General features: G+C 58.6%; 26 protein-coding genes. 12 read left to right on the top strand and 14 right to left on the bottom strand.

Going from position 1 to position 23,156, the window contains the following annotated elements:
* From J2D73_RS19375 to J2D73_RS19365, 3 genes are all read right to left on the bottom strand, one after another.
* On the bottom strand, positions 1–1,468 hold a 1,468-nt coding region (locus tag J2D73_RS19375; protein ID WP_207883987.1), incomplete at its 3' end, for a lytic transglycosylase domain-containing protein.
* Positions 1,468–3,063 carry a hypothetical protein gene (locus J2D73_RS19370; RefSeq protein WP_207883986.1) on the bottom strand — a complete coding sequence of 532 codons (1,596 nt, stop codon included), beginning with the start codon at positions 3,061–3,063 and terminating at the stop codon, positions 1,468–1,470. The genes J2D73_RS19370 and J2D73_RS19375, both read right to left, overlap by 1 nt.
* Positions 3,063–3,605 carry a hypothetical protein gene (locus J2D73_RS19365; protein WP_207883985.1) on the bottom strand — a complete coding sequence of 181 codons (543 nt, stop codon included), beginning with the start codon at positions 3,603–3,605 and terminating at the stop codon, positions 3,063–3,065. The genes J2D73_RS19370 and J2D73_RS19365 overlap by 1 nt, the downstream gene beginning before the upstream one ends.
* 133 nt (positions 3,606–3,738) lie before the next feature.
* Here J2D73_RS19365 and J2D73_RS19360 point away from each other — a divergent pair, with 133 nt between their 5' ends.
* Complete coding sequence (locus tag J2D73_RS19360; RefSeq protein ID WP_207883984.1) at positions 3,739–4,347, top strand: hypothetical protein; 609 nt, start codon at positions 3,739–3,741, stop codon at positions 4,345–4,347.
* Positions 4,348–4,390: 43 nt separating this feature from the next.
* On the opposite strand, the gene J2D73_RS19355 is transcribed toward J2D73_RS19360, so the two are convergent.
* From J2D73_RS19355 to J2D73_RS19330, 6 genes are all read right to left on the bottom strand, one after another.
* Positions 4,391–4,741 carry a DUF3761 domain-containing protein gene (locus J2D73_RS19355; RefSeq protein WP_207883983.1) on the bottom strand — a complete coding sequence of 117 codons (351 nt, stop codon included), beginning with the start codon at positions 4,739–4,741 and terminating at the stop codon, positions 4,391–4,393.
* A gap of 347 nt (positions 4,742–5,088) precedes the next feature.
* Positions 5,089–5,502, bottom strand: coding sequence for a hypothetical protein (locus J2D73_RS19350; RefSeq protein ID WP_207883982.1), 414 nt, complete (start codon positions 5,500–5,502; stop codon positions 5,089–5,091).
* The gene (locus tag J2D73_RS19345; RefSeq protein WP_207883980.1) at positions 5,447–6,367 is read right to left on the bottom strand and encodes an RNase A-like domain-containing protein; all 921 of its coding nucleotides are present in this window, start codon (positions 6,365–6,367) and stop codon (positions 5,447–5,449) included. Before J2D73_RS19345 ends, J2D73_RS19350 begins: the two co-directional genes overlap by 56 nt.
* 154 nt (positions 6,368–6,521) lie before the next feature.
* On the bottom strand, positions 6,522–7,256 hold the full coding sequence (locus J2D73_RS19340) for a DNA/RNA non-specific endonuclease (protein WP_207883979.1): 735 nt from the start codon (positions 7,254–7,256) through the stop codon (positions 6,522–6,524).
* A gap of 105 nt (positions 7,257–7,361) precedes the next feature.
* Positions 7,362–7,670 carry a BrnA antitoxin family protein gene (locus J2D73_RS19335; protein WP_243430113.1) on the bottom strand — a complete coding sequence of 103 codons (309 nt, stop codon included), beginning with the start codon at positions 7,668–7,670 and terminating at the stop codon, positions 7,362–7,364.
* The gene (locus J2D73_RS19330) at positions 7,648–7,914 is read right to left on the bottom strand and encodes a BrnT family toxin (RefSeq protein ID WP_243430112.1); all 267 of its coding nucleotides are present in this window, start codon (positions 7,912–7,914) and stop codon (positions 7,648–7,650) included. Before J2D73_RS19330 ends, J2D73_RS19335 begins: the two co-directional genes overlap by 23 nt.
* 404 nt (positions 7,915–8,318) lie before the next feature.
* Between J2D73_RS19330 and J2D73_RS19325 the strand changes: the two genes are divergently transcribed.
* The gene (locus J2D73_RS19325) at positions 8,319–9,152 is read left to right on the top strand and encodes a DNA-methyltransferase (protein WP_207883978.1); all 834 of its coding nucleotides are present in this window, start codon (positions 8,319–8,321) and stop codon (positions 9,150–9,152) included.
* A 1-nt stretch (position 9,153) separates the two neighbouring features.
* On the opposite strand, the gene J2D73_RS19320 is transcribed toward J2D73_RS19325, so the two are convergent.
* Both J2D73_RS19320 and J2D73_RS19315 read right to left on the bottom strand, forming a co-directional pair.
* Positions 9,154–10,869, bottom strand: coding sequence for a ParB N-terminal domain-containing protein (locus J2D73_RS19320; RefSeq protein ID WP_207883977.1), 1,716 nt, complete (start codon positions 10,867–10,869; stop codon positions 9,154–9,156).
* A gap of 166 nt (positions 10,870–11,035) precedes the next feature.
* Complete coding sequence (locus tag J2D73_RS19315) at positions 11,036–11,296, bottom strand: helix-turn-helix domain-containing protein (RefSeq protein ID WP_207883976.1); 261 nt, start codon at positions 11,294–11,296, stop codon at positions 11,036–11,038.
* 288 nt (positions 11,297–11,584) lie between these two features.
* Here J2D73_RS19315 and J2D73_RS19310 point away from each other — a divergent pair, with 288 nt between their 5' ends.
* From J2D73_RS19310 to J2D73_RS19270, 9 genes are all read left to right on the top strand, one after another.
* Entirely contained in the window at positions 11,585–12,247 is a 663-nt protein-coding gene (locus tag J2D73_RS19310) for a hypothetical protein (protein WP_207883975.1), read from the top strand.
* Positions 12,244–12,492, top strand: a complete 249-nt coding sequence (locus J2D73_RS19305) for a hypothetical protein (protein ID WP_207883974.1) — start codon at positions 12,244–12,246, stop codon at positions 12,490–12,492. Before J2D73_RS19310 ends, J2D73_RS19305 begins: the two co-directional genes overlap by 4 nt.
* On the top strand, positions 12,483–13,076 hold the full coding sequence (locus tag J2D73_RS19300; protein WP_207883973.1) for a hypothetical protein: 594 nt from the start codon (positions 12,483–12,485) through the stop codon (positions 13,074–13,076). Before J2D73_RS19305 ends, J2D73_RS19300 begins: the two co-directional genes overlap by 10 nt.
* A complete protein-coding gene (locus J2D73_RS19295; protein WP_207883971.1) occupies positions 13,073–13,351 on the top strand; it encodes a hypothetical protein in 279 nt (92 codons plus the stop codon). Before J2D73_RS19300 ends, J2D73_RS19295 begins: the two co-directional genes overlap by 4 nt.
* The gene (locus J2D73_RS19290; RefSeq protein ID WP_207883970.1) at positions 13,348–13,659 is read left to right on the top strand and encodes a hypothetical protein; all 312 of its coding nucleotides are present in this window, start codon (positions 13,348–13,350) and stop codon (positions 13,657–13,659) included. The genes J2D73_RS19295 and J2D73_RS19290 overlap by 4 nt, the downstream gene beginning before the upstream one ends.
* A gap of 881 nt (positions 13,660–14,540) precedes the next feature.
* Positions 14,541–14,882, top strand: coding sequence for a hypothetical protein (locus J2D73_RS19285; protein ID WP_207883968.1), 342 nt, complete (start codon positions 14,541–14,543; stop codon positions 14,880–14,882).
* On the top strand, positions 14,879–15,205 hold the full coding sequence (locus J2D73_RS19280) for a hypothetical protein (RefSeq protein WP_207883966.1): 327 nt from the start codon (positions 14,879–14,881) through the stop codon (positions 15,203–15,205). The genes J2D73_RS19285 and J2D73_RS19280 overlap by 4 nt, the downstream gene beginning before the upstream one ends.
* A complete protein-coding gene (locus J2D73_RS19275; RefSeq protein WP_207883964.1) occupies positions 15,202–17,739 on the top strand; it encodes a DUF927 domain-containing protein in 2,538 nt (845 codons plus the stop codon). Before J2D73_RS19280 ends, J2D73_RS19275 begins: the two co-directional genes overlap by 4 nt.
* 189 nt (positions 17,740–17,928) lie before the next feature.
* The gene (locus tag J2D73_RS19270; RefSeq protein ID WP_207883962.1) at positions 17,929–18,450 is read left to right on the top strand and encodes a hypothetical protein; all 522 of its coding nucleotides are present in this window, start codon (positions 17,929–17,931) and stop codon (positions 18,448–18,450) included.
* Between the two features lie 570 nt (positions 18,451–19,020).
* Here J2D73_RS19270 and J2D73_RS19265 read toward each other — a convergent pair.
* On the bottom strand, positions 19,021–20,232 hold the full coding sequence (locus tag J2D73_RS19265) for a tyrosine-type recombinase/integrase (protein WP_207883960.1): 1,212 nt from the start codon (positions 20,230–20,232) through the stop codon (positions 19,021–19,023).
* A gap of 342 nt (positions 20,233–20,574) precedes the next feature.
* Between J2D73_RS19265 and J2D73_RS19260 the strand changes: the two genes are divergently transcribed.
* Positions 20,575–22,098, top strand: coding sequence for a tyrosine-type recombinase/integrase (locus J2D73_RS19260; RefSeq protein ID WP_408736865.1), 1,524 nt, complete (start codon positions 20,575–20,577; stop codon positions 22,096–22,098).
* Here J2D73_RS19260 and J2D73_RS19255 read toward each other — a convergent pair.
* The gene (locus J2D73_RS19255) at positions 22,095–22,298 is read right to left on the bottom strand and encodes a hypothetical protein (RefSeq protein WP_207883958.1); all 204 of its coding nucleotides are present in this window, start codon (positions 22,296–22,298) and stop codon (positions 22,095–22,097) included. The genes J2D73_RS19260 and J2D73_RS19255 overlap by 4 nt on opposite strands.
* 573 nt (positions 22,299–22,871) lie before the next feature.
* Positions 22,872–23,156: BRO-N domain-containing protein (locus tag J2D73_RS19250; protein ID WP_279380959.1), on the bottom strand; the 285-nt coding region annotated here is incomplete at its 5' end.

The raw sequence follows: 23,156 nt of genomic DNA, 5'->3' as shown, positions 1-23,156 counted from the left end.
GCAACTGGTCCTCTGTGCCAATGACCTTCTGCGCGTAGGCGTTGCGCGCCTCGGCATTGGCCTGCTCCAGCGCCGTGAACAAGTTAGGGTTTGCGGCCCTGCGGTTCCGCTCGATAAGCGCCAGTCCTGAGTTGCCAGTGGCCTGCGACGCCGTGAGGTGAACGCCAGGTATTTTCGACTGGATCAGGGAGACCGGACCGCCCTTTTGAGCATCATCCCAGATGCGCCCGGCCAGCTTCTCAGCGTCCTTTGGGGACGTGAAAAGGCCGAGGCGGATGGCCTCCGGCGGGACTTGCGTATCCCCAGACGGCGATGCCGCAGAGTTTTCGGGCGGCGACCCGTGCGCCTCGCTGGCTGCCGCCATATCTGCGGGCTGTGGCTCCGCGCCTCTGGTCGCCACGCCGTCCGGGTCGAGCGCATTGCCGCCGCGACGAACCAGCTTCCCGCCAACCTTGGACGCCAATGCGCCAACCGGGACGCTTCCCGCTCCGATGACACCGCCAAGAAGCGGGTTCTGGTCTGTCAACTCCGCCGTCGCCGCGCCTTCCGCCGCGCGCCGCCCTGCCAGCGCCAGCATCCCGCCTTTTGCTGCTGGCAAGAGCTTACTCACGCCGCCCGCAACCAGAGAGTCCCCGAGCAACGCGCCGCCGAGCCGCGACGCGCCCGCGCCCCAATCTCCGGCCTGCTCCTGCTCACGGAACTTGTTGAGGTCACGCCACTCGTCCGGCGCGTAGCCGGTGCCCTTTAAGGCCTTCGCGACGCCCGGAATGTGGCTCTCGGCGAAGATGATCGGCTTGCTCAGTTCGCGACCGGCGGCGTCGACCGCATCCGCGCCGAACTGCGCCAGATTACCGACCCATGATCCTTGGTGTGCGTGGGCTCGAGTGGGGAGCGGTGTAGCAGCGCCCCCTGTCAGCATCCGCATCATGGCATCGTCATCGGGACGCCCTCCGGAGGTACGCGATCCCTGATTGGCGGAAGCCTGTTGCGAGGGCGATCCAGCAGTAAGGGACGCCATCAACGCGTCATCGGAAGGACGTTGTCTGTTTTGCTGGCTCATTGCGCCTGTCTCCGTCCGGCGCGGTGCAGGGGCGTCCTGTCGGGCCGGGAAATAGCTCGCCACGCGCGACACGTAGCTTTGCGTCTCGGGATTGTTCCAGCGGGTCCGATCGGTTCCCGCGTTATAGGCGCGCAGGGCGTCGGGGACGTTTCCGTAGCGCCTCAGGTTTTCGTCCAGCAACTTCGCTGCGGCGTAAATCGCCTGTTGCGGGACATAGGGATTGACCCCCATGCCCTTCGCCGTCTCGGGCATGATCTGCATGAGGCCAGCCGCACCGGCGCGGCTGTCTGGCGTGTTTTCGTCGCCGCCGCTCTCGGCCATGGCGACGGCCCGCAACAAACGCGGGTCGACGTTCCATGCCTTGGACGCTCCGGCGAAGTGTTCGGCGTATCTGTCGAGCCCCGCCATCAGTGCGCCCCCAACCCGGCTCGCTCGCCGTCAATCATGCCGCTCTGCGCCGCATCCCATACCTGATCTAGAAAGGCGCTCCGCTGCTTCAGCGGTATGGAATGCAACACCTTTCCGCGCTGCTCGGGCGTCAGTTCGTCAAACACGAAAGCCCGCGGATCGACGCTGCGTTTCCAGTTTGCGTCCCACTGGTCGTATTGGCTTTCGGGCAGTCCGGCGCGGCTCCACGCTGAGGTCTGCGCCTGCCCCATCCTCTCAAGGCCCAACGCGGCCTTTAACACGTCGCGCGCTGCAAGGTCGCTGATGTGGATTGAAGCGTTGCCGGATATGGCCGTCGCCATGCGGCTGTCTGATCCCATAGCGCCGCCCTGCGCCATAGCGATCTGGGTCATGTATTTCTTGGCTTCGTCGTAGCTGGCGATCTGCGCTGGGTCGAAGCCGACTGTCCTCGCCACTCCCGGCGCCATAGCCATGAGATACGACTTCATGTGCTGCAGACCTTCGGTGCCCGGCCCGACGCCGCCCGATGCCTCAAGAGCGCGCTGCGCCTGCTGAATCTGGAAAATGCGGGCCGCCGAACCGGCATTGTTCGCATACATCGCATGAAGGTCATTGCCGCTGCCTTGCCCGGCGTTCTGCGCCGCCGCCTGCTGCGCCGTGCCAACGGAAGTCTGCATTTCAGGTGCGGCAGGCTGAGGTGCGGCCTGCCCGTCCGGCATCGGCACGCGGCCCGTTCCGAAGACATCGGAGCCACGCTGAGGCAGGAGGTCTGCGTGGCCGGATTGGGCCGCCCGATCGCCAGTTGTGATCGTGTATCCGGACCCGTCTGGATGAACGCCGCTCTGGGGCGACATCTGCTCAGCGGGCGAGAGCGTCGCCTTGATCTGCGATCCGACGATGCCGGGATTGGTGTAGACGTTTTCGTCTGTCGGCCTGATCTCGCCGCCGGTGTTGATGTTCTGAATGTCCGGCGTCGAATACCTGGCTGCGACCTCCGGCGACATCGCGCGTGTGGCGTGGGAATAGATCCAGTCCCGCAACTGATGGCCGTACGCGCCAGCCGCGCGCGGGTCCGACCGCTGCGCCGGGTCCATGAGCGGCATCGTCTGCTGCGCGTCAGCTATGAACTCGTCAGCCGGAAGGCCCGCCGCGTGAAGTCCCTTGATGACGCGGTAAACGTCGTTCGTCTGCACACGGTCGCCCAGCGACAGAAGCGGGATCATGGCCCGGTTGAACGGCTCCATCCTGTTCGTTTTCTGCTTCAGGTCGGATTCATTCAGCCCGTATTGGCGACCCTGCTGCTCCTGAAGCTGCTTTGAATATTCAGGGGCCATCCATGCGGTAGCCGGATCCTGTTCGATCAGGGATTGCAGCCGGTCATACGACATCTTGCCGGTGTTGGCGTCGTATGCCTCCTGATAGTGGCGGCCTATTGCCTCTCGGGCCGCGAGTGTCTGACGGCTTGAGCGAAGCTCGTTGATGCCGCGCGCGATGTTCAGAACCCTCTCGAAGTTTTTCCAGGGATCGGTCTCTGGCTGAACGACGCCTTGGCCGATCCCGAGCAGAGCGCTTGCACCTGTATCGAAACCGGGCATCAGCGTTGCCCTCCGCCATCACGCGCATTCGACAGATGCACTGAAGCCATCAGCATGTCAGTGAAATTGCGGTCGACATACTCGCGCAGGGCTTTCGGGTTCTTCGGAGCCCTGCCCAGGAATGCTTCGACATCCGCTCCGGAAACGTCGCCGCGCTTCACTGCCTCAGACCCCGCCTGAAGAATGCTTTCTCGTGTGAGGTCAGGTTTGCGGGCAATCGCGCCAAGGAGGCCCGCCATCATCGCCATCCGGTCTCCGGCCGCCGCCCGGTCCTGCGGGGACAGGCGGGCTCCGTCTATCTGGCGCGCCTGATCATAGAAGGACTGCGAGCCCGAATGCGGCAAACGGGAAGGCTGCTGCCCGGAGGCTGCCGCAGGCGCCTGCGCGACCGGCGCTGCTTCGGACAGCACAGGCGCGCCGGTAAGAGCGTTGATGACAGGACCTCCCTGCGAGCCCCGCAGCGCGGTTCGGTTGCCCGCAACGTCTCGAAGTCCGGGGGCCGCGAACCCTCCGGCGGAGGGAAGAAGGGCGTTTCCCTTCATGTATCCACTTCCCGTGGTGCCCATTTTCAATATCTCCAAATATTATCAGGTTTCATTGAAAAAACGGTACCATAGCACCAAGGGAATTGGTACTCTTTTCGCTAATGATTTCGTGAAAATATGAGGCTTTATAATGGGTGGACCCAATTCCGGCAGAAGGCGGGAGGGCAAGGCGTATGTCGGCTGCACGCCTGCACTGCATGTGTCGAACCTTCGGAAGGTCGGCGCGCTCAACTCGGGCTTTGATGGCGTTCTGTCGTGGCCAGTCGTCGGCGACGTTGCCGCAAGAATGATCGGGCGCGCTCTTTCGCTGGCGTGGGATCTGGACGGCCAGACAGTGACGCACCTCGTCCCGCTATCGTCGTCGCCGTGCAATTACGGAGGCGTCCGGATCTGGCTGATCTGCCCGTCATGCGGCGCGCGGGGCACGGCCCTGCATCTGACCACAGACAAGAAGCATATCGCCTGCCGCCATTGCTGCGGGATGACCTACCAGACAAAGGGCGCTGATATCGTGGGGCGCGGCCATATCAAGCGCCGCAAGCTCTTCCGGAGGCTAGGCCATGTCGGGCCGGTCTATCGCTATGACGACGTGCCGCGCCGCCCCCGAGGCATGCACGCGGAGACATATGGTCGTATCGTCACGGCAATCCGCGCCGCCGAGGACCGGATAGACCGGGCCTTCACTGAGTCAGTCGGGCCGTTGCTGTATCGATTGCTGATGCGGAGCGCAGGCGGATAGTGGTCAACCGATGCCGGTTGAGGCGACGCTCCACCAGCACCGTTCAGCCGCCCAGCCACTCCGACACGCCGCCATGGTGTGAGCACGTCCCGCGGTGGTGCAGGCTGAAGCTGTAACTGCCGTCGCCGCACCTGGCCGATGCTCCGGAGGGGACAACGTCACCCTTTGTATGGGCGGGCGAGTGAACCTCCTTGCCGTCGACGTTCTGGTAATGCCGATGCTCGAGCAACTGCGACTCATCAGGTTGCGGAGGTGCAACTGTCTGCGTCGGCTGGGGACGGTAGGTGGTCGTATCGAGCGCGAACGCCGGGGATGCCAAAGCAGGGCTGCCGAGCAGCGCCGCCAGCATGATCACTCTGCCGGGGCGACCTATGACGCGGGTCAATGGAGGCATGAGTATTGTTCCCCGTGCGGTGCGTTACCCAAGTCCCTGTAGACCCGTGTGACACCCGCTGAAAGCGCTTCTGGCGTCCGACCCTATCATTTTCCGGTGTGACAGGTGTGACAGGTGTGACAGAGACAAAAAACCCCAGAAGAGTGCGGGCTGTAGAGGTGCAGAAGGTGTCACACCTTGATTGGAGGGCGGTGTGACAGGTGTGACAGACTGTCGAAGGCACGCCCGAGGCCGTGGCGACTTGACGGGATCGACAGCGGTTTGCCGGGCGATCGGCTGTCGATGGAGGGCGCTTCGCACGGCCTACGATCCAAGTCCCGGAATTGCTGCCCCCTTGAAGGAACCGACTACGGCTGCGCCCCCACAGTGGAGACGTTAGGCTGCATCTCGCTCAATGCACTCTTCATGGCGTCACTCATCAAAACCAGAAAATCGCGGAACGAAATATCGTCGGGGATATAATCAAAGCCCAACATACGAAAATCGTGTTCCGTAACCACTTTGTGATTATCGAGGTAATTATCTAATTCTTCTAATACATCGCCAAGACCGGAGGCTCCGTGGGCGTTATTCTCGAAGGAATATTTTATTGCATTTATTACCAATTTTCGGTCATCGTCATCAAAATATTCCTCCAGTGTACAGTCCTGATGAAATACGCCGCCGATGAACTGTCTCAAGGCGCCATATTTTTTTTCATGAGACCTAAAGAGCCGCCGCGTCGCTTGGGTAAGCTGTGAGAATAAACCAGTCCCGGCCATTTACGTGTCCCTTTTTGAGAACAATGGTCATCGCGTTTGTCTTCTTAAGAACAGGGGATGCTTTAGTCGCCACGGTTCCAACTGAATAGTCTACAAACGGAAAAAATGGGTTGTTTCTCGTCTTTAGAACAAGATTTTTTGTCTTTGTGGGGTTTTTGGACCATTCTTCAATTAATTTTTTATTCTCCGTCAGGGTTCTGCTTATATATTTTTCAGCATCAACCTTACTGTAGAATTTTCCAGATGCGCTTTTCCCTTTCACCGTTTTTCCGTTTTTTACATAGGGCTTCAGGACATCTAAAATTGCTTGATCTGATGGGTCTACGTGTCCACTGATCGTATGCCCCAGTCGTGCGCCAACCTGCTGGCCATTTATAAACTGCGTCTCTTCCAGGTCCAAAGCTATCCGGCCGCCGAACACGGATGCAACTCGCGCAGCATTAAAGTAGGAGGCGACCGAAGTCGGAACAGCGATATCGGCCAGCAGCCCAACACCGTTGGCGACTTCAGGTCGACACCCCAACAGGAGCGTGGCCCGACGAGCCATCTCCGCTGTCAGCGTGCTGGAGGCGTGGCCACTCCACGCTTGAGAGAACCCACTATAGACATCGTCTGCGCCGTGTCCTCCCAAAACAGCCGCACCGGCCTTCGTCACCATGGTCGGGTCGGGCGCCGCCAGCATCGTGCCTGCTGTGAGAAGCTCTAACGCTCCCCCTACGATCTGAAGAACTCCAAATGCACGTGTGAAGAAACGGCCGCTTTTGGTTTCAGAAGCGCTTATGGTCTCCTGCCGTAGAATAGCTGCAAGCTGTATTGGAGAAATGACAACGGTGAGCCCTTCTTCACCATTTGCATCGGCCGCCATCGTTCCTGCCACTCATGCTGCATTGACTACCTGTAATCACGACAGATTGCTGGAGTTCGGTCAATAACAGAGAATTTAAGCACCACAATTATTCGTCAAACAGAGGTGCTCGCTCTGCCGCCGGGCGCGCCAGCCGCCGTTCTGATGCCCAGGGCTATCGCAGAAGCATCCGTCCAACCCCAGCCTTGTCCGCGCGCTCGTCCGAATGCACTCCCGGAAACGGATCAACGCCGGTCACACGCTGGAGCGAGGCAAGACCTACTGCATTGCAGGAATAGGGCGCGCTGTTCTTGCACACGACGACCGCGACAGACGCCAGAGACGGCGCGTAAACTGCTTTCCACACGGACGACGGCACCCGGACATGATCAGGCCCAATGGTTCCGAGAGGCTCGCGGAATGCCGGGCCGGTCACGACGTAGATTTCGCCTTCGCGTTCGGCCAGATGCCGCACGTTTTGCTCGATCTGGTTCCAGTGGCCGGAGTTCAGTTTGGACGCCTGAGGGACGATATTGGACAGGGCAAATGTCTCTACCCGCGCGTCATGCGTAGGTGCATCGCCCGATGGCGCCATATGGCCGCGTGTCCAGCCGGATCGCCTGTAGTCGAGCAGTTGCGACCGCTCGTTCGCTGGTATTCTCAGATCCTCGTGAAACGTCGCTCGGCCCTGCAATCTCTCCGCCGCTGCAACCCCTTCCTCAGTCAGGTGCTCCACGCTCCAGGCTGGCTCTCTGGTTGGGGCGGAATACCCGGTCGCGAAGGACGTGGAGCACAGCAGCGTGACGGCGGTGGATGCAGTCGGTGCGCGCTTGCCGGGGAATTGGTCGAGGCAATCGGCGCGGGCGGCGAGAGGGACGAGCAGTAGGGCGGCGGCAAGTAGGCGTTGCATCGGCTGCGGTTTGCCATCGGCTGAGGCCTTACGCAATCCGGCGGACTACGGCCTGTTTCGCGCAGGGCGCTGTTGAGCGCGGCGCGAGCGCCGAGAAACGCCGCCTTACGCCTTCCGCAGGGCCTCGTTGATCCGCGCCTGCCATCCCGGCCCGGCGCTCTTGAACTTCTCCAGAACGTCGGGATCGAGGCGCAGAGAGACTGCCACCTTCTTGTTGGCGCTGAGTGGGCGACCGATCGGACGGTGAGTGACGCCGCCCGCTTTCATCTTGGCGGCAAGCGCAGGGAACACTTCGACGAACGGACGGGCGCGGGCAAGCTGTTCGTCGGTAGCTTCCGGGGCGTCCGGGTCCGAATCAATCATCGCCTGAATTTCGCTATCCGAGATAGCCTTAATGGATGGCAGCTTTTTCATACTGTTTCCGCTCCTTTGGGCTAGCTGGCCGCATGGATATGACTGACAAGCCCTCCGTCCCGAGAGCCACGAACACGACGGAGATAGTGCCGTCAGAGAACGGTCCTATAGCCATCATGCGATTTTGCTTTGCCGGGATCAGAAGGGCCGACAGGAAGAAGTCTTCCGTCAGATCGGCGAAATCGAGACCTCGTTCGCGCTTGGTCTTCAGGCGCTTCGGTTCGTCCCATGTGATGACCAGCATGGGTTATTGTATATACAAAAATTATGCGGAGGGGAAGAGGCGCGTGGTTGCCGGGGCAGTCGCCGTGTGCCGCCTTGGACGATGGAGTCAGGCCAACTCCGCGACGTCGGAGAGATGGCGCTGGCGCACGCCATCAGCAACTAAGGTCGAGGCCGCTTATCGGCGCGGGACTTGTTTGTGCGCCGTGGGCACCCTCACCAAACATATGCAACCGCACAACTCACTGTTTGTAATGGAATAATGAGCCGATTCGCAAACGAAGAAAACTTGGAGGGGAATGACTGGTCAGTTATTCCCGAGAGATCTATATTCACCTCATGATATACCGTCGAGCATCAGTCGCCGCAGCGCGAGCCAGTTCTGGCCAGCATAGAGCCACCATCTTCAACGGTGATTGTATCGCTTTGCTCAAGGCGATCCCAGACAACAGCGTCGCGCTAACGGTTACGTCTCCCCCTTATTGTATGGGAAAAGAATACGAATCGGGCAGCGACGTTACTGATTTTGTAGTTGCCCACAATGCAATACTACCTGAAATAGTTCGTATTACGCGTCCAGGTGGCAGTATTTGTTGGCAAGTTGGATATCACGTGCGCGAAAATAATCTAACACCACTTGATTATATTGTATTCGATGTTATGAAGCGATTCTGCGAGGACGTTGTTTTGCGGAACCGTATCATTTGGACTTTTGGCCATGGCCGTCATGGGTACAACAGATTTAGCGGTCGGCATGAGTTAATTCTTTGGTTCACAAAGGGTGACGATTACTATTTTAATCTTGATGCTGTCCGTGTGCCGCAAAAATATCCCGGTAAACGAGCTACCCGAGGCCCCAAAAAAGGTGAGTTCAGTGGTAATCCGTTTGGAAAAAATCCCTCTGACGTATGGGATATACCCAATGTAAAAGCAAAACACATTGAAAAAACCGAACACCCTTGTCAGTTTCCTGTAGCAATTCCGCAGCGATTGATAAGAGCGTTGAGTCAGAAAGACGATATTATTTTCGACCCATTTGCAGGCAGTGCGTCTACTGGTGTGGCGGCGTTATTGGAAAACAGACGTTTTTTGGGAGCGGAGCTAAACGAGCGTTATTGTGAAATCGCTCGTCGCCGTCTTTTCGATGCAACTAACGGTGATGCAAAGGTGCGGCCGTTAGAGCAAGATGTCCATGTGCCTAGCCCCAACTCAGCGGTCGCAAAACGGCCAGATCATTTCTGGGCTCAACGCCCTACATAGACTAGCTGCCCTCATTAGGGGAGATTTTTTGCATTATTTCGCGCGCCATTCGTGCCCAATTGCTACTAGTGTATTTAGAAAAATCAAAGTTCTTTATTGGAGAAAGAAGTTTTTTGTAATCTCGGGGATAAGAATGTACTTTACATAAACGATTAAGTAAAAGCATAAATCCCCCCACCACGGCGGTAGATAGGATGCCACCAATGTCTACCGGCTTCCATTTTGGTTCCATTATCCCTGCTGCCGCACCGAGCATCGAGCGTAATTCATTTGCGCAGTAATCAACAAAGCTGTCTCTATCTTTCTCTAGCGACAAATCTACTGATTTTGATTTTGCCCACTCTTTGTAAAGGGGGCTGGTGCTTCGTACAAGTTGCTGAAGCACATGGGGGCCAAGAGATCCGGTCGATATTAAATTCGAAGAGTCAGACTGATTGACATGGAGCAACCCACTTAAGGCGCCTGTCTCAGCTAACTTATGAATAATTGTTCGCCCCATACCTAGGGGGGAAGAGGGGTTTATTATCGCCTCTAAGTCTTGCCTTAGTTCAGGATTGACGCTGGTTTGCGTGTTATTGATCGACAGAAATAATTCAGCTTCAAATTTCATTTTTCGTTCGTCATCGTAATCTTTTGGGAATATGATTCCGGTAACTAAAAGATTTTGTCGCTGTCGAATATTTTTTATTTCTTTATCTATAGCATCGACACCTTCAAAATATGATAATATTCTATGTTGACCATCAACGATTCCAATGCTTGCCAATTCGTCTTGGAGAATCAATTTAACAGAGGTTTTTTGCGTGAGTTCTGAAGGCGAAATAATTTGTCCATCTGCATCCTGCATAATCGAATTACTTGGCAGAGTAACTATCAAATTATTGATAAATACTTTGCCATTTTTGGACAGATACTCACGCATAGATGTGAGTTTTTCTGACTGCACAAATCTTTGATATGAAAGAGTGGGTTGTTCCCATCCGTTTCGGCGGAGAACATATGCTCGGAGGATCAAGGATGCTGGATCAGCGTAGAATGTTACTACAACAAAGTCATCTGGATAATTTGTGTGCTTGGAGGGTAAAGCGAATCCCGCAAACGATTTTGAAGTCACCCCAGATCCGCTGATCCGAGATTGGCCGACATCGCATAGCTTAACATTCAGATATTTTAATAACTCATATTTAGATGATTTTTGGATATCTTTAGTTAATTTTTCAAAATATGCGCCATCGGATGGTTGCATAATTTTGAATGGTTGAGGATTGAAGCTAATCCCAGAAGGTACTAACTGGCATTCTGAATAGTAAACATGACGAATTTCCATTTCGTTGGCCTGATAATCGCCCGACATGTAAGTTCCGAACTCAGGGCAAGCCGCACTGAAAGATCGAAAAAAGTCATTTTTATTTTGATCTATTAACTTATGGAAATGTATTTTTTTTGGAGGATGCTTTGATAAATCCTCCCCTGTTGTTTCTTCTACGAGAAGAATTACGTTCTCCCACACGAAAACATAGTCAATCTCCCCCATTTGTTGGGAGACTAAAAAATGAATATTGTCAGATTTTATGTGCTGAAATCCGGCTGCCTCAAATATACCAAGTGTCTTGGAGGGTGCTTTCGCTACCTTACTACTTTTTTCTCTGTGATTCTGACCGGAGGTTGAGGTGCGTTTGCTAATCGACGCGGATGTTGATGGTTTTTTTTTAGGCATGACAGCGACCTCAGGCTAGTCCGAATCGATTCGGTCTGGAAAACGACCTGCCTATACTACTACCATACGTGTAGCGCGTCACAGTCGCTCATAGATCATCGGGCCGTACAGGACGCCAAGTGAACCAGAAGGCAGGTTTGAGCGGCGATCTGCATTGCTGTCATGATTATTCCCTTCTCAACCTCACCCCCGCCCCACCGCCATTCTCCGCGATGAACTCGACGCCTGCGGTCTCCAAGGCGGTGCGGATGGCGGCGAGGGTTGCTGCTCTGGGGGATGTAACTTCGTCTTCGAGCCGCACGACTGTCCTCTTGGGGACACCGCTCGCGTCTACCAGACGGTCTCTCGACCAGCCCAGCAGTCCCCGAGCCGCGCGAACTTGCGCGGATGTAATGTCCTCGTCAGCGCCATTTGTGCTTGCGTTCATAGAGGCATAGTGGCATCCATGAGGACGTTCCGCAAGGAACAAGCGGCCGGAAGGGGAGCTTGGACCCTCCCACATCCGGCCTGACCACAACCGCTCGTGTCAGGAGCAGGCAATGGCTGAACACGCCCATAGCGTACGGTCTCGACCCCGTACAACCACTTTCTCGACTCTCGCCCGGTATGCGGGCTCAATCATTATAGCCCCGGCTATATTGTTTGCCGTGCTGGCAGGCATCGCCACCCCCGATCCGGTCGCGTCCGGACATGCGCTCCGTCTGGAGGCAGTCCGATGAGCCCCGCCGTTGCACAGACCCTTGGGACGCCGAGCGACCTCGGCCTCCTGTTCCCGATCAGGACGCACGCCCTCAACACGTCCGACCACGACCTGATCCGCAAGGCGCAGGAAGTCACGGAGCGCGAGGTATGGGCGCGCAGGATCACAGACGAGAGCGGAGACGAGGATACGCCCAAGGAAGCCGAGGCGGCATGGAAAGAGAATGGCGACGCGCTCGACGAAATGGCGCGGGTTGAGGTGACAACCTGGGATGGCTGGATCGCCCGCCAGATCGCGATTGCCGCCTTCTACTATGTCGGGCCTATGAGGGATGACAGGATCGACAATGAATCGACAGACGCATGGTGCGAGGCGGCGGCGGGCGGCGACGCAATCAGGTTGCTTGAGAGTAGGACGCCGTTCGAGCGCCCGAAAGAACACGTCGGAGCGGCAGGCAACGCTTTGTCCGCCCTACTCACGTCGAGCCGAGTTCTTTGCGCAAGAACAGACGGGCGGCTCACGCTCCTGCATTGCCTGATTGAGAAGATCAAAAGCGGCCCCGGCGATGATGTGGGCAAGGGTTGGATTCTGCCTGCGCTGGAAGTTCTGCTTTCGGAAATGACCAGAACGACCGAATGGTTCTCCGATCGTCTCGACGCGGCGGAGTTCAGCGCATGAGCCATCTTCTGATCGACGGCGACGAAATCACATGCGCCAAAAACGCCAGCGGCGACGTTGCGCGCCTATGCGCCCTTGTTCGGCTGGCAGGCGCGGGCCTCCGCATGCAGCCAGATACGGCGGGAGACATCGAAAGCGTGGGCGACCTGATGGAGTGGGTTGCGGTTCAGATCGACAGGCAATGCGCCGTGATCGACGGATCGCTCGACATGGCCCGCGAGCCGGAGGGCGTAGCATGTCCTTAATCGGAAGTGGTGCAGACGCGCCCGTGGACTGCCCTGATCCGGCGATGATCGACTGGTCTCGCGTCAAATCCCTGTGGATCATGGACATGGCCGACGATCACGCCAGGCACTGGCAGTTCTGGCCTTGCGTGGAGTTCTCGGACCAGACGTGGATTCCCATGGAAAAGAAGGGCGACATCACAAGCGCCCGTCAGTGCTGCGCCAGACTGGCGGCGATCTATGATAGGCCGGTGAGAGACTGGACTTTGCCGATCCCTCCGGCTCTGGCCACAACCGTTGTCGGCAACGAAATCCGGCAGATTCTTTCCATGGGCGAGGACGTCGAGAAAGCGCCAATATGGGGCAGCGGATGGGAACTGGCCGACTTCCCCTTCCTGAACGGCATGAGCGATGACGCATTCGCCGCCGAGTTGGACGAGCACGATCGCATTGCGCGCGAGACCTTCGCTGATGCGCCCGTGGCTGCTGACGGGGTGACGCTGAAGCAGGCCATCCAGATCGTGCGCGGTGAAGGCGTCCGCCGCTGGCGTCTTCTGCACGCCGCGAACAGGAAGCCGCCTGCCATGAAAGGGGGCGGCGCATGACCAGAGACGAAGCCTATGCGGTTCTCGGCGTCAACGACCCAATCAGGTCAGGCTCGCAATGGGCCGACAAACATTGGGGCGTCGACGGGCAGCCGCTTGATATCCTGCAAACGCTGCTCGGCGAGGATGCCGACGTGTTCCGGATCAAGGTCTCCCTGATACCATTCCCCGACCCGACCTATGCAGAGTTCATGGTTGAGGCTTTCGTGACGTCGGCAAAAGCCCGCCTGTTCGATCTCTATATGGGCAGCCTGCATCACCGGGGGAACGCATGACCCCCATCGAGAGAAAGACGCGCCGCGCGCTGGCGATGGATCGCAACCGGGACCGGATGCACTACGAGGCCGACAGCGACGGGACCATCAGCCAGGCGGAACTGGCGCTTGTCTGGAACCGCTCGCAGCGCATCACGGGACGCATCCGGCAAGAGCGGCAAGGCGTGGCGACCACGCGCGCCCGGACACTGGCTGACCTGAAGCACAAGGCGCGGCTGACGCTGGAATACCTCTATTCGGAGGCCGAGGACGACGCGCTGACCGCGAGCCTTTGCCGGGACATTCTGGCCATGAAGGGAATGCGGTGATGGGTTCTCACATAGCCTTTGCAACGCGGCATGAATCGCCAAATGAAAAAAATATCTTGCAACGGTGTTTCAGTGTGTTCTACATACGTTTCTACGACGTTGCCCCTAGGGGTGACGACGGCACAACCTCTAACTCAGATTCAGCACCGGTTTATCCGGTGCCCGACTTTGTCGATCTGTGTGATCGACATTACGAAAAGTCGCTGAATTTGGCACTGCACTTCGTGTGTGGTGGGTATGGCCGTCGCCCTCAGCGTCAGCAGACTCCCCCGCGTTATGCAGAGCTTCAAATTCAGCACCCAGCGACACGGGGTGTTAATAATGGTTCTGCCTACCAGAGACGATGGCGAGGGTTTCCGCGACGATGGCGATATCCCCCATTTTGTGACCATGGATGGATGGCTCCGGCAATCCGGCATGAGTCGGACGGACACGTATCGGAAAATCGGGGCAGGACACCTGCGCGCGGTCAAATCAGGACGCCGTACGCTGATAGATTTTCGTCATGGGATCCAGTGGCTGAAGTCGCTGCCTCAAGCCAACATCACCATGAAGTAGAACAGCCGCCCTGCGATTAGGGCGGCTGCCTGAAACTGTGTCGTGATGGAGTGGGTTCCGTCCTGATACAGTGCGACAGGCACTTCGTCCATTAAAAATCGCAGGCAACCTTGGATAAGGATTGCCGCCATGCGCACAAGCAAGCGCCGACGCTCGAGCTATGTACAAATCATGCCAGCCCCCAGACTGGTATTTCTCCATGACGCGATTGGTCCGGATGGGCAACCGCGCGTGGGTCTGTTGCGACCGGGCGCGAGGGTGCCCGTCATATTTCCGAACGTTGCCGCAGCACTCGCGGCGTCTCGTGATGGGGAGGCGCGGGTATGAGCGACATGACTTCTCCATCATGCGCGCCCGGCATGAATATGCTGCGGAACATCTCGCTACAGGGGTATGCCGCTCCTCAGATTATTAGAATCGGGCAAGAATGGGTCAATAGATTTTCGCCTACTAGCGATCCCCTGATGAGTGGCGGCAGAATCGCAATTGCTGCGCTGATCCGCGAGGCTTACGACCGCAATGGTTCAGCTTACGCCAGCATGATTGCAAATATCTTCGAGCGTGAAGTGAAAGACGAGCGCTCGCTGATCAGGCAATGGAAGGCCTTCCATCGTGAGCAGGCGACTGGCAGCACCGGAAAATCACACCGGGGAGGAGCAAGATGAGCATCCTTCCACACACCAAATCCCGCAGCGTCGATTTTGGTGCAATCAATCGCGCGGCCATAGCGTCCCTCCCGGCAATACTTGGCCGCTGGCTCCCTGACGGCAAACCCGAAGGTCGCGAATGGGTCGCTCGCAATCCACGCCGAGGAGATCGCAAGCCCGGCTCGTTCAAAATCAACATGAACTCCGGGCGCTGGTCTGACTTTGCGACCGGCGACGCTGGTGGCGACCCCGTGTCTCTTGCCGCCTATCTGTTTGGACTCACGCAAGCAGAGGCTGCGGAAAAGCTCGCCGTCATGCTCGGCGTCGGAGGTGACGCATGAACACCATTTCGTCCACACCCAGCGCGCTACCGGCGCTGTCGAGCCAAATGGATAAGGCAGGCTTTGCGCGTCTGACCGAAGCGGAAAAGCACGGCGTGAAAAAGGCCGCCGAGGACACTGAAGTATGGGAGCCACAATCTCCGGCGCCAGACGAGCCCAAACTTCCCAAGGGCGCATCCGCCATGTGGGTCTACCGGGATGCGGATGGCGCGCCATTGTGTGCGCGATTCAGGAAAGACCACGAAGACGGAAGGAAAGACGTCTTCCCTATGGCTTTTGGTCGGCGTGCGTGGACCGATCGTAGCGGGGAACGCCGCGACATTACCGGATGGCATTGGAAGCAGGGAGCAAAACCCTTGCCGCTTTATGGGCTGGATAGACTGGCCGCCGATCCGGAAGCGCCGGTCCTGCTCGTTGAAGGTGAGAAAACGGCTGACGCCGCACAAGCGTTGTTCCCCGACTTCGTCGCCATTACCTCCCAGGGCGGCAGCAAAGCGGTCCACAATAACGACTGGTCGCCCCTTGCCGGACGGCAGGCAACGATCTGGCCAGACAATGATCAGGCCGGGCAATCCTACGCCGACGCCGCGATCTCTGCGATCAGGGATGCAGGCGCAGGCGTCGTGCGTCTGGTCTCCGTGCCAACAGGGTTGCCCGAGGGGTGGGACGTTGCCGACGACATTCCGCTGGAACTGACAGGCGGCGGCGAAATTACGGATGTCGAGTTCCTGCGCCTGTTTCTTGATCAGGCTGCGTTAGCCGAACCCAATGTGAAGATGCCGCCCGGATACAGCATGACATCACAAGGGCTACAGTTTCTTCCTGAGGCGACGGGTGACATCCCACCGATGCCGATCTGGGTATCGGCGCCCTTCGACGTCATCGCGGAAACAAATGACGGAGACGGCTACGGGTGGGGCCTGCTTATCCGGTGGCTCGACCGGGACCGGCGCGAGCACCAATGGGCGATCCCTAAAAAGATGGTGCATGGCGAGGGCAAGGATATCGCCGGAGAGCTTGAAGACGCCGGACTGAATTGCTCGATCTCGGCCACGCGCCACCTGAGGCAGTTCATCGCATCCGTCCATACGAAGACGCGTCTTCGCTGCGTCGATCGCGCGGGGTGGCACCACACGCACGATGGACACGCGTTTATCCTGCCCGGCGGTTTTACGATCGGCGGAGGACGGCGCTCCGTCGTCTTTCAGTCCAATCGCGCGACCTCAGGGCGTGAGTTCGCGGCAGCCGGCACGCTTGATGAGTGGAAGACGCACGTAGCGCGCTACGCCGTTGGCAACAGCCGTCTCGCGCTGTTCATCGCTGCCGCGTTCGCCGGACCGTTGCTCGACGTGATGGGCGAGCAATCCGGCGGCGTGCATCTGGTCGGCAAATCGCAGTGCGGCAAGAGCACGTCGGCCTTTATTGCGGGCAGCGTGTGGGGCCGAGGCGACCGGGAGGGACAAATCCGGGCGTGGCGCGGCACCGCGAACGGGCTTGAGGGCGTTGCGTCCGAGACCTCCGACACAGTGCTCATTCTCGACGAGATGGGGCAGGCCGAGCCACGCGAGGTCGGCGAGATCGCCTATATGCTGGCGAACAATACCGGCAAGCAGCGGGCATCTCGGAACGGCGACGCGCGGGCTCGCAAGACATGGCGCGTGTTGTTCCTCTCCACGGGCGAAGTGACGCTCGCTGCGAAAATGGGTGAGGCAGGCAAGCGCGCGATGGCCGGACAGGAGGTGCGGCTCGTCAACGTCGCCGCTGACGCTGGTGCGGGCATGGGCGTGTTCGAGGCGCTGCACGGCATGCGGTCGCCCGGCGATCTTGCCGATCACCTCCGTGTTGCATCACGGACCTATTACGGCACGGCGTCGCGCAAGTTTCTTGATGCGCTCGTCAGGGACAGGGCTGCGGAGCCCACGGATCTCGAAACAGCGATCCGCAATATCCGTGAACGGTTCGAGCGCCAGTATGTGCCTGCTGAAAACGTGGACGGTCAGGTCCGCAGCGTCGCCGCGCGCTTCGCCCTGATCGCCGCAGCCGGTGAATTGGCGACCGACTACGGTGTGTTGCCGTGGGAGCGCGGCGAAAGCATCCGCGCCGCCGGAGCGTGCTTCGCGTCATGGCTGGAGGATCGCGGGGGCACTGGCGCAGGGGAGGACAGCAAGGCCATCGCTCAGGTGCGGGCGTTCATCGAGCAGCATGGAGAGAGCCGCTTTACCGATCTCAGCCGCGCCCAAAACGCGCTTGTCGGGGACGGTATTGAGCCTCGCACGATCAACCGAGCCGGTTTCAAGCGCAAGGCCGTGACCGAACACGACGAGCGATGGGAGTATCTGTTCCTGCCCGAGACGTGGAAGGGCGAGGTTTGCAAGGGGCTCGACGCCTCGTTGGTCGCCAAAGTGCTGATCCATGCCGGGTTTCTCGTCCCGGACAACCAAGGGAAATCTGCCCAGCTTGTTCGGTTGCCCGGACATGGGCGGTCGCGCGTCTACCTCGTCAGTGGCGACATCATGGGTGGCGGCGATGCGTGATCCCGGCGTCACACGGGCTCAGAGTGTCACACCTGTCACACCGGGGGGTGTTGGTCGGTGTGACAGGTTTCGCGACAAAAAACGGCAGAAAACAGCCGTTTATTTGAGGTGTCACACCTGTCACACCCGTCACACCGCTTTTTACAGATGTCGGAGCGGAAATGCAGATTGCCAGGGGTGTGACAGCCTATGGTGAGCCTCGCGATGAAGGCGTGGCTCGATGAGCCTGTATGCGAGAAGCCGACGCCCCCGACGTCATCTGCGATCGATCTGTCTGACGTAACGGACGCGGATCGGGCCGAAGCGCTGGCCGGTGTGGCGCCCGCCTTGATCCGGGATGCGGAGTGGGCGGGCGTCAGAATGGAACTGCGGGACGGCGTGCCAACGGCGTTCGGTGACGTCCCTGCTCTTGATCGGGAGGCGGTCGACAATCTCCGGACGCACCGGAGGGCCATCGCTATCGTGCTGGATTGCTACGCGACAGGATGGGAGCCCGCTCCTGCGATGCCGTTCCCCAGCGCCCCGCCGGAGATCGTCACCGATCCGAAGACAGGCAAGCTTCGGCTGGTCGGCGATGTGGACCCGCAGCGCTTGAGGGATGAAGGGTGGACATGGTCCAGACGTCGCAATCGCTGGATGGCTCCCTATCCGTATGACGTTGACGACCCGCCGCCCAGCATGTTCGTGCGCGAGGGGCCCGGGCCGTGGTGAAGTGGCGCATTTGAATGTGGAAGAAATGCCAGAATAGCTTGCTGATAACAGCGGGTCTGAGCGGGCGGATTACACTGATCCTACAGTGGGGAAGCAGCGTAAAAGCTTCAGTGTCCATGCCTTGCGAAAGTAGTGCTGCGGTGAACTTCACAGAGACGTTGGTGGGTGGGCGTTAGAACTCTAACTTCAGTTTCGTTAGGTTCGTTACGCTACCAAAGCACACCAGCTGACCGTGCGGTATGGGCAGTTTAGTAACGGGATGCTGTGTCCCTGACGAAAAACGAGTTAACTTTAGGATGCCCCCTCGCTTCCAGATCGCTGTGTACGTTGTTGGGGAATCATATGAAAAGGTTTCGTATTGAGACGGCATAAAGATATCCTTTCTGTTTCGCGGCCCGCGCGGGCCGCTTCTTGTGGTTCCGCAAACCGCGGAAGACGGCGCGATAACGAGACTAAGTAGATTATTCAAGTGTTTCCTCATCATGGCGAGGATTGCTGCTCGAAGCGATCTCGCATGGTTTGATGCGAAATGCCTGCTAACAGGGCCGTGCAGGGATAGGCCGCCGCCCGTCACTGCGCCGATGGCGGGCAGGCAAATGCAGCCCAGTCGGCCATCATGCCGCGTCGCTTTTCGAACAGGTCGCCCCTGCGATACGCCGCCTCAACCTTGTTCCCTACAGCATGAGCAAGCGCCATTTCCGCGACTTCGTGGGGATAGTCGGTGTCCTCCGCCGCCCAATCGCGGAAGGTCGAACGCAATCCGTGCACGGTAACGTCCCTGCTCTTCGACGCGACATGAAGAGCCTTGGACAGAGCGACATCCGACAATGGGCGTCCGGCCTTGTGACCGGGGAAGATGAGATCTGCGAAGCGGCGGTCCCTCAGGACAAGGACTTCCTGCAGCACCTCAACCGCCTGTGGAGATAACGGGACTCGATGTTCCCTCCCGGCCTTCATCTTATGAGCAGGGACAGTCCAGACGCGGGTGTCGAGATCAATTTCATCCCATGTTGCGCTTCGGATCTCCCCGGACCGCGCCGCGGTGAAGCATGTGAACCGGACGGCTTTTGCGGCAATGCCTCCTGACGCAGCCAGAGCCGCCATGACGCGGGCGATATCCTTCCTATCGGTTGCCGCGTGATGCTCGACCTTCGCGACCTTGGAGGGAGCAGGCAGGATTGCCGCCAGATGCCCCTTCCACCGCGCCGGGTTTTCACCTTCGCGCCAGCCGTGCGTTCGGGCGTAATCAAGTATGTGCTCGATACGGCCTCTCACGCGTGAGGCGGTTTCGGTCTTCTCGTTCCAGATCGGCCGCAGCACGGACAGGACATCCTCGGTGTCGATCGTGTTTACGGCGCGATCACCGATACCGGGAAATACGTTGAGGCGGAGCGAGCCGAGCCAGATGGACGGCCCCTTGCGATCACGCCAGGCGGGTGTCTGCTCCGTGATGTAGCGCTCCGCAGCCTCTCGAAACGTCACCCCGGCTTCACGCTTGGCGGCGCGCTCTTCCTCGCGCCGAGCTTCCAGAGGGTCGAGATCGTCGAGTAACGCCTGCCTGCATTCGGTCGCTCGCCGCCGGGCCTCCTGCAAGCTGACGTCAAACGCGGAGCCCAGCCCCATCTCCCGGCGCTTACCCGTCTTGGGGCTGGTGTATCTGAAGGACCAGACTTTTGACCCACCCTTGGCGACCACCCAGAGACTGCCGCCGTCGGCCAGCGCTCCATCCTTCAGGGTAGCGACCTGCCGTGCGGTCAGCCTGTTTGGCGCGAGTCTGCTCATTTGGCGCTCCCCCTCTTCCTACCCCTCTTAAAAACCGGGCTTGAGGGGGTCAACCTGAAACAGCGTGGGACAGAGGATCGCGAGTCGCATTATAGTATCTGTCATTATTGGAATGACGTGAAACGGTATGGGTCAAAGGTTCGGCGGACACTCTCTCCGCCACAGAGCGAATTTCCTTTTAAATCAAAGCAGTTAGCCTAGCCTGTAGTTACAGCGCTGTGCCGTGTGGTTACATGTGCGGCGTTACATCGCCAAGGCAAGGGCAGACGATTGCTGAACATCTTCAGGCGCGGCCATAGCTGGGCAGTCCGGTTCCATATTCCGCGTGAACGGCGGGCAGACGTGGGCAGGGCATACGGAGCCGCCACAGGCCACAAAGCCGAAATCGTGAAGGCTCTGGGCACCTCGGATCGCGCTGAGGCGATAGCCCGCCGTCCGAAGGCGCTTGAGGCGATCAGACAGGAGGTCGATGCGAGACTGGTGGCGGCTGGTCTCCCTCCGCTACACGGCGACTGGAAACCCGCATGGGCTTTCGCATGGTCCGAACCTGAAGCCGTAATCACGGAGGCGCTGGAGGCTCGCAAGGAAATAGCCGACGCCTCCCCGGTCGAAGATGAGACCGATGAGGTCTGGGTAGATGCTCCGAATGGCGGCCTACGGCGCTCAACGATGTCCACCAGCGAGCGGGACCGTAAAATCTCCACGTTGCAGGACGTATTGAGAGATCGCGTCGATGAGCTTGAAAACGCAGGGAAGGACGCTGACGCCTATATAAAGACCTTCTGGCCGGTGGCGTTTGGCGAAGCGACACCGCTTGGCGAGCTTCTGGATCGCTGGATACGGGATATCGAGGGTGGCCTCCGCCGTCAGACGATCATGGGGCATCGGCTGGCCTTTCGGCTCCTTGGCGAATTCCTGATGACGCAGGGCACGCGCTTTACAGACACCGTCCCGGCTGACGAACAAGCCACGGCTCATATCCGAGCTACTGCGATTGAGACCGTCACCAAGAAGCGCGTCGGAGAGTTCCCCGAATGGCTGGCGCAGGGGCGACACGGGCTTTCCGCGAAGACGATCCAAAGCCGGATCAGCCCCCTGAAGACCTTTTGGGATTGGGCGGAGCGAAAGGGTTACTCCGAGGCGAATCCTTGGCTGGGCGCGACCACCGGCCTGAAGAAGCGGGCGGAGCAACAGAAGGTAGCCAAGGCCGAGGAACGCCCCTTTACCGAGACTGAAATAGTCGCCCTGCTCCATGCCGACCCCGATGAGGGCAAGCGGTGGAAGTATGGACCGGCGATCTTCGACCTGTTGCGCCTTGGATTGCTGACCGGAGCCCGTCAGAATGAGCTTTGCAGCCTGACGCGAGGCAGGGTCATCGAACCATCAGCGGAGGGCGGGCTCTGGGCTATCCGGGTGACGAACGATGTAGCCAAGACCAAGAACGCCCAGCGCCTCATTCCTATTCATCCGCTCGTTCAGTCGATCCTTGAGAGACGACTTGCCAGCGCCGGAGAAGAGCCAGACGCCCTATTATTCCCCGAACTGCCTCCGGGCGGACCTGACGGGAAACGCTCATGGACGTTCGCCAAACGCTTCTCCGAGTTCCGCAAGCGTGTGCTGGGCGAGGATCACCACACAGACTTCCACAGCCTGCGTCGGACGTTTCTGACCTACATGGAAGAGGCCAATGCGAATGGGGCCAGCGCCTGCACGGAACTGGTTCGGGACCATTTGGCCGGACACAAGCCGCAATCGCTCGCAGGAAGCACCTATGTGGCCAAACAGTTCGACCGGGGACTTTATGATCGGGCAATCCTCGGCATGGTCGAGAAGGGGATGCCGGAGGGCGTTAGGGCGGCTCTCTAGTTTCCTTTCCCGTTGTCGCGCTTTTGGATTTTGGCATGTTCCGCATCTGGCAGTTTCTGAAACAGTGCTGCTATCTCTTTTGGCTTGGTAATCTGATCTTTCACTACAAAGTCAATCAGTTCAACCAAGCTATCGAAGGACGCCGCGTTGTCGCCGTCTGCCGCTATTTCGTAGCCATGCAGGGCTTTGTTTCCTGTCACCCGAAGGACGTCCAATGCCTGCTGGACGGGAGTGAGAATTCCAGAGGCGACCAATGAGCCTATGGCGTCATTCGGTTTCCCTTACCAGTTACCTTCATGAGCAACTTTTCGAGGCAGGCCCTGAGCAATGCTGCACCGGCCCGTGGCGACGCAAGCCTGACAGCGACAGCCTCCCGAAAGTCGAGCAAACACTCTTCTGGCAGGTCTGCCGGTGGCTCTATAGGCGACGATGGTGGGTATGCGACCTCCTCCCCGTGCCACAACGTGTAGCAACGGCAGTGAGAACACAGCGACGCACTCATCCCCGAAATTGGACGGTCGCCACCAGACGAACCAGAGGATGGTCGAAGCTCTTGAGTCGCAAGCCTTATCTCGTCAGCCGAAGCACCATTCCTCTGAAGGCCGGATATTAAGATGCGCCAATCCCGCAATAGATTTTGTCCACTAATTACTTGTTCTGCGTATACTTTACACCAAATGTGGTGCGCATATGCTTGACACCTAAAACACGCAAACGCAGGCTTTCCAAAAAATGACAAAATCACACCCTCATGCAAATCCTTTGAATTTTACTCAAATATGTCGCCCTTTCAATGTGTCCTGAGCGACCAGAACGGCCCTCGCCATGATCTCTTCGGGCGTGTCCTCAGGCTTCGCCGCGATGTAGCCGCCAGTCTTGCGAATGGACGGAAGCACCTCTTCGAAAACCCAACGCTCGAACCGCTCAGCCGCTGGAAGTTTGCTGCCGACGATCAGACGAAGCACGTCAGGCTCCGAAAGGACGCGGGCCACTTGCTGGCGGCCTAAGAGCCTGTTTGGAAAATCACGGGTGAGCATTTCTGCGCATGAGATTGGCGC

The organism is Acetobacter sacchari, from assembly GCF_017377715.1.
Taxonomy (GTDB): Bacteria; Pseudomonadota; Alphaproteobacteria; order Acetobacterales; family Acetobacteraceae; genus Acetobacter; species Acetobacter sacchari.
The sequence above is the reverse complement of the archived record's forward strand: the minus strand, read 5'-3'. Positions and strand labels throughout refer to the sequence as shown.

Coding starts and splice junctions, on each gene's coding strand:
- J2D73_RS19370 (WP_207883986.1), bottom strand. CDS start 3,063: ATGCCCGGTTTCGATACAGGTGCAAGCGCTCTGCTCGGGATCGGCCAA.
- J2D73_RS19365 (WP_207883985.1), bottom strand. CDS start 3,605: ATGAAGGGAAACGCCCTTCTTCCCTCCGCCGGAGGGTTCGCGGCCCCC.
- J2D73_RS19360 (WP_207883984.1), top strand. CDS start 3,739: ATGGGTGGACCCAATTCCGGCAGAAGGCGGGAGGGCAAGGCGTATGTC.
- J2D73_RS19355 (WP_207883983.1), bottom strand. CDS start 4,741: ATGCCTCCATTGACCCGCGTCATAGGTCGCCCCGGCAGAGTGATCATG.
- J2D73_RS19350 (WP_207883982.1), bottom strand. CDS start 5,502: ATGGCCGGGACTGGTTTATTCTCACAGCTTACCCAAGCGACGCGGCGG.
- J2D73_RS19345 (WP_207883980.1), bottom strand. CDS start 6,367: ATGGCGGCCGATGCAAATGGTGAAGAAGGGCTCACCGTTGTCATTTCT.
- J2D73_RS19340 (WP_207883979.1), bottom strand. CDS start 7,256: ATGCAACGCCTACTTGCCGCCGCCCTACTGCTCGTCCCTCTCGCCGCC.
- J2D73_RS19335 (WP_243430113.1), bottom strand. CDS start 7,670: ATGAAAAAGCTGCCATCCATTAAGGCTATCTCGGATAGCGAAATTCAG.
- J2D73_RS19330 (WP_243430112.1), bottom strand. CDS start 7,914: ATGCTGGTCATCACATGGGACGAACCGAAGCGCCTGAAGACCAAGCGC.
- J2D73_RS19320 (WP_207883977.1), bottom strand. CDS start 10,869: ATGCCTAAAAAAAAACCATCAACATCCGCGTCGATTAGCAAACGCACC.
- J2D73_RS19315 (WP_207883976.1), bottom strand. CDS start 11,296: ATGAACGCAAGCACAAATGGCGCTGACGAGGACATTACATCCGCGCAA.
- J2D73_RS19310 (WP_207883975.1), top strand. CDS start 11,585: ATGAGCCCCGCCGTTGCACAGACCCTTGGGACGCCGAGCGACCTCGGC.
- J2D73_RS19305 (WP_207883974.1), top strand. CDS start 12,244: ATGAGCCATCTTCTGATCGACGGCGACGAAATCACATGCGCCAAAAAC.
- J2D73_RS19300 (WP_207883973.1), top strand. CDS start 12,483: ATGTCCTTAATCGGAAGTGGTGCAGACGCGCCCGTGGACTGCCCTGAT.
- J2D73_RS19295 (WP_207883971.1), top strand. CDS start 13,073: ATGACCAGAGACGAAGCCTATGCGGTTCTCGGCGTCAACGACCCAATC.
- J2D73_RS19290 (WP_207883970.1), top strand. CDS start 13,348: ATGACCCCCATCGAGAGAAAGACGCGCCGCGCGCTGGCGATGGATCGC.
- J2D73_RS19285 (WP_207883968.1), top strand. CDS start 14,541: ATGAGCGACATGACTTCTCCATCATGCGCGCCCGGCATGAATATGCTG.
- J2D73_RS19280 (WP_207883966.1), top strand. CDS start 14,879: ATGAGCATCCTTCCACACACCAAATCCCGCAGCGTCGATTTTGGTGCA.
- J2D73_RS19275 (WP_207883964.1), top strand. CDS start 15,202: ATGAACACCATTTCGTCCACACCCAGCGCGCTACCGGCGCTGTCGAGC.
- J2D73_RS19270 (WP_207883962.1), top strand. CDS start 17,929: ATGGTGAGCCTCGCGATGAAGGCGTGGCTCGATGAGCCTGTATGCGAG.
- J2D73_RS19265 (WP_207883960.1), bottom strand. CDS start 20,232: ATGAGCAGACTCGCGCCAAACAGGCTGACCGCACGGCAGGTCGCTACC.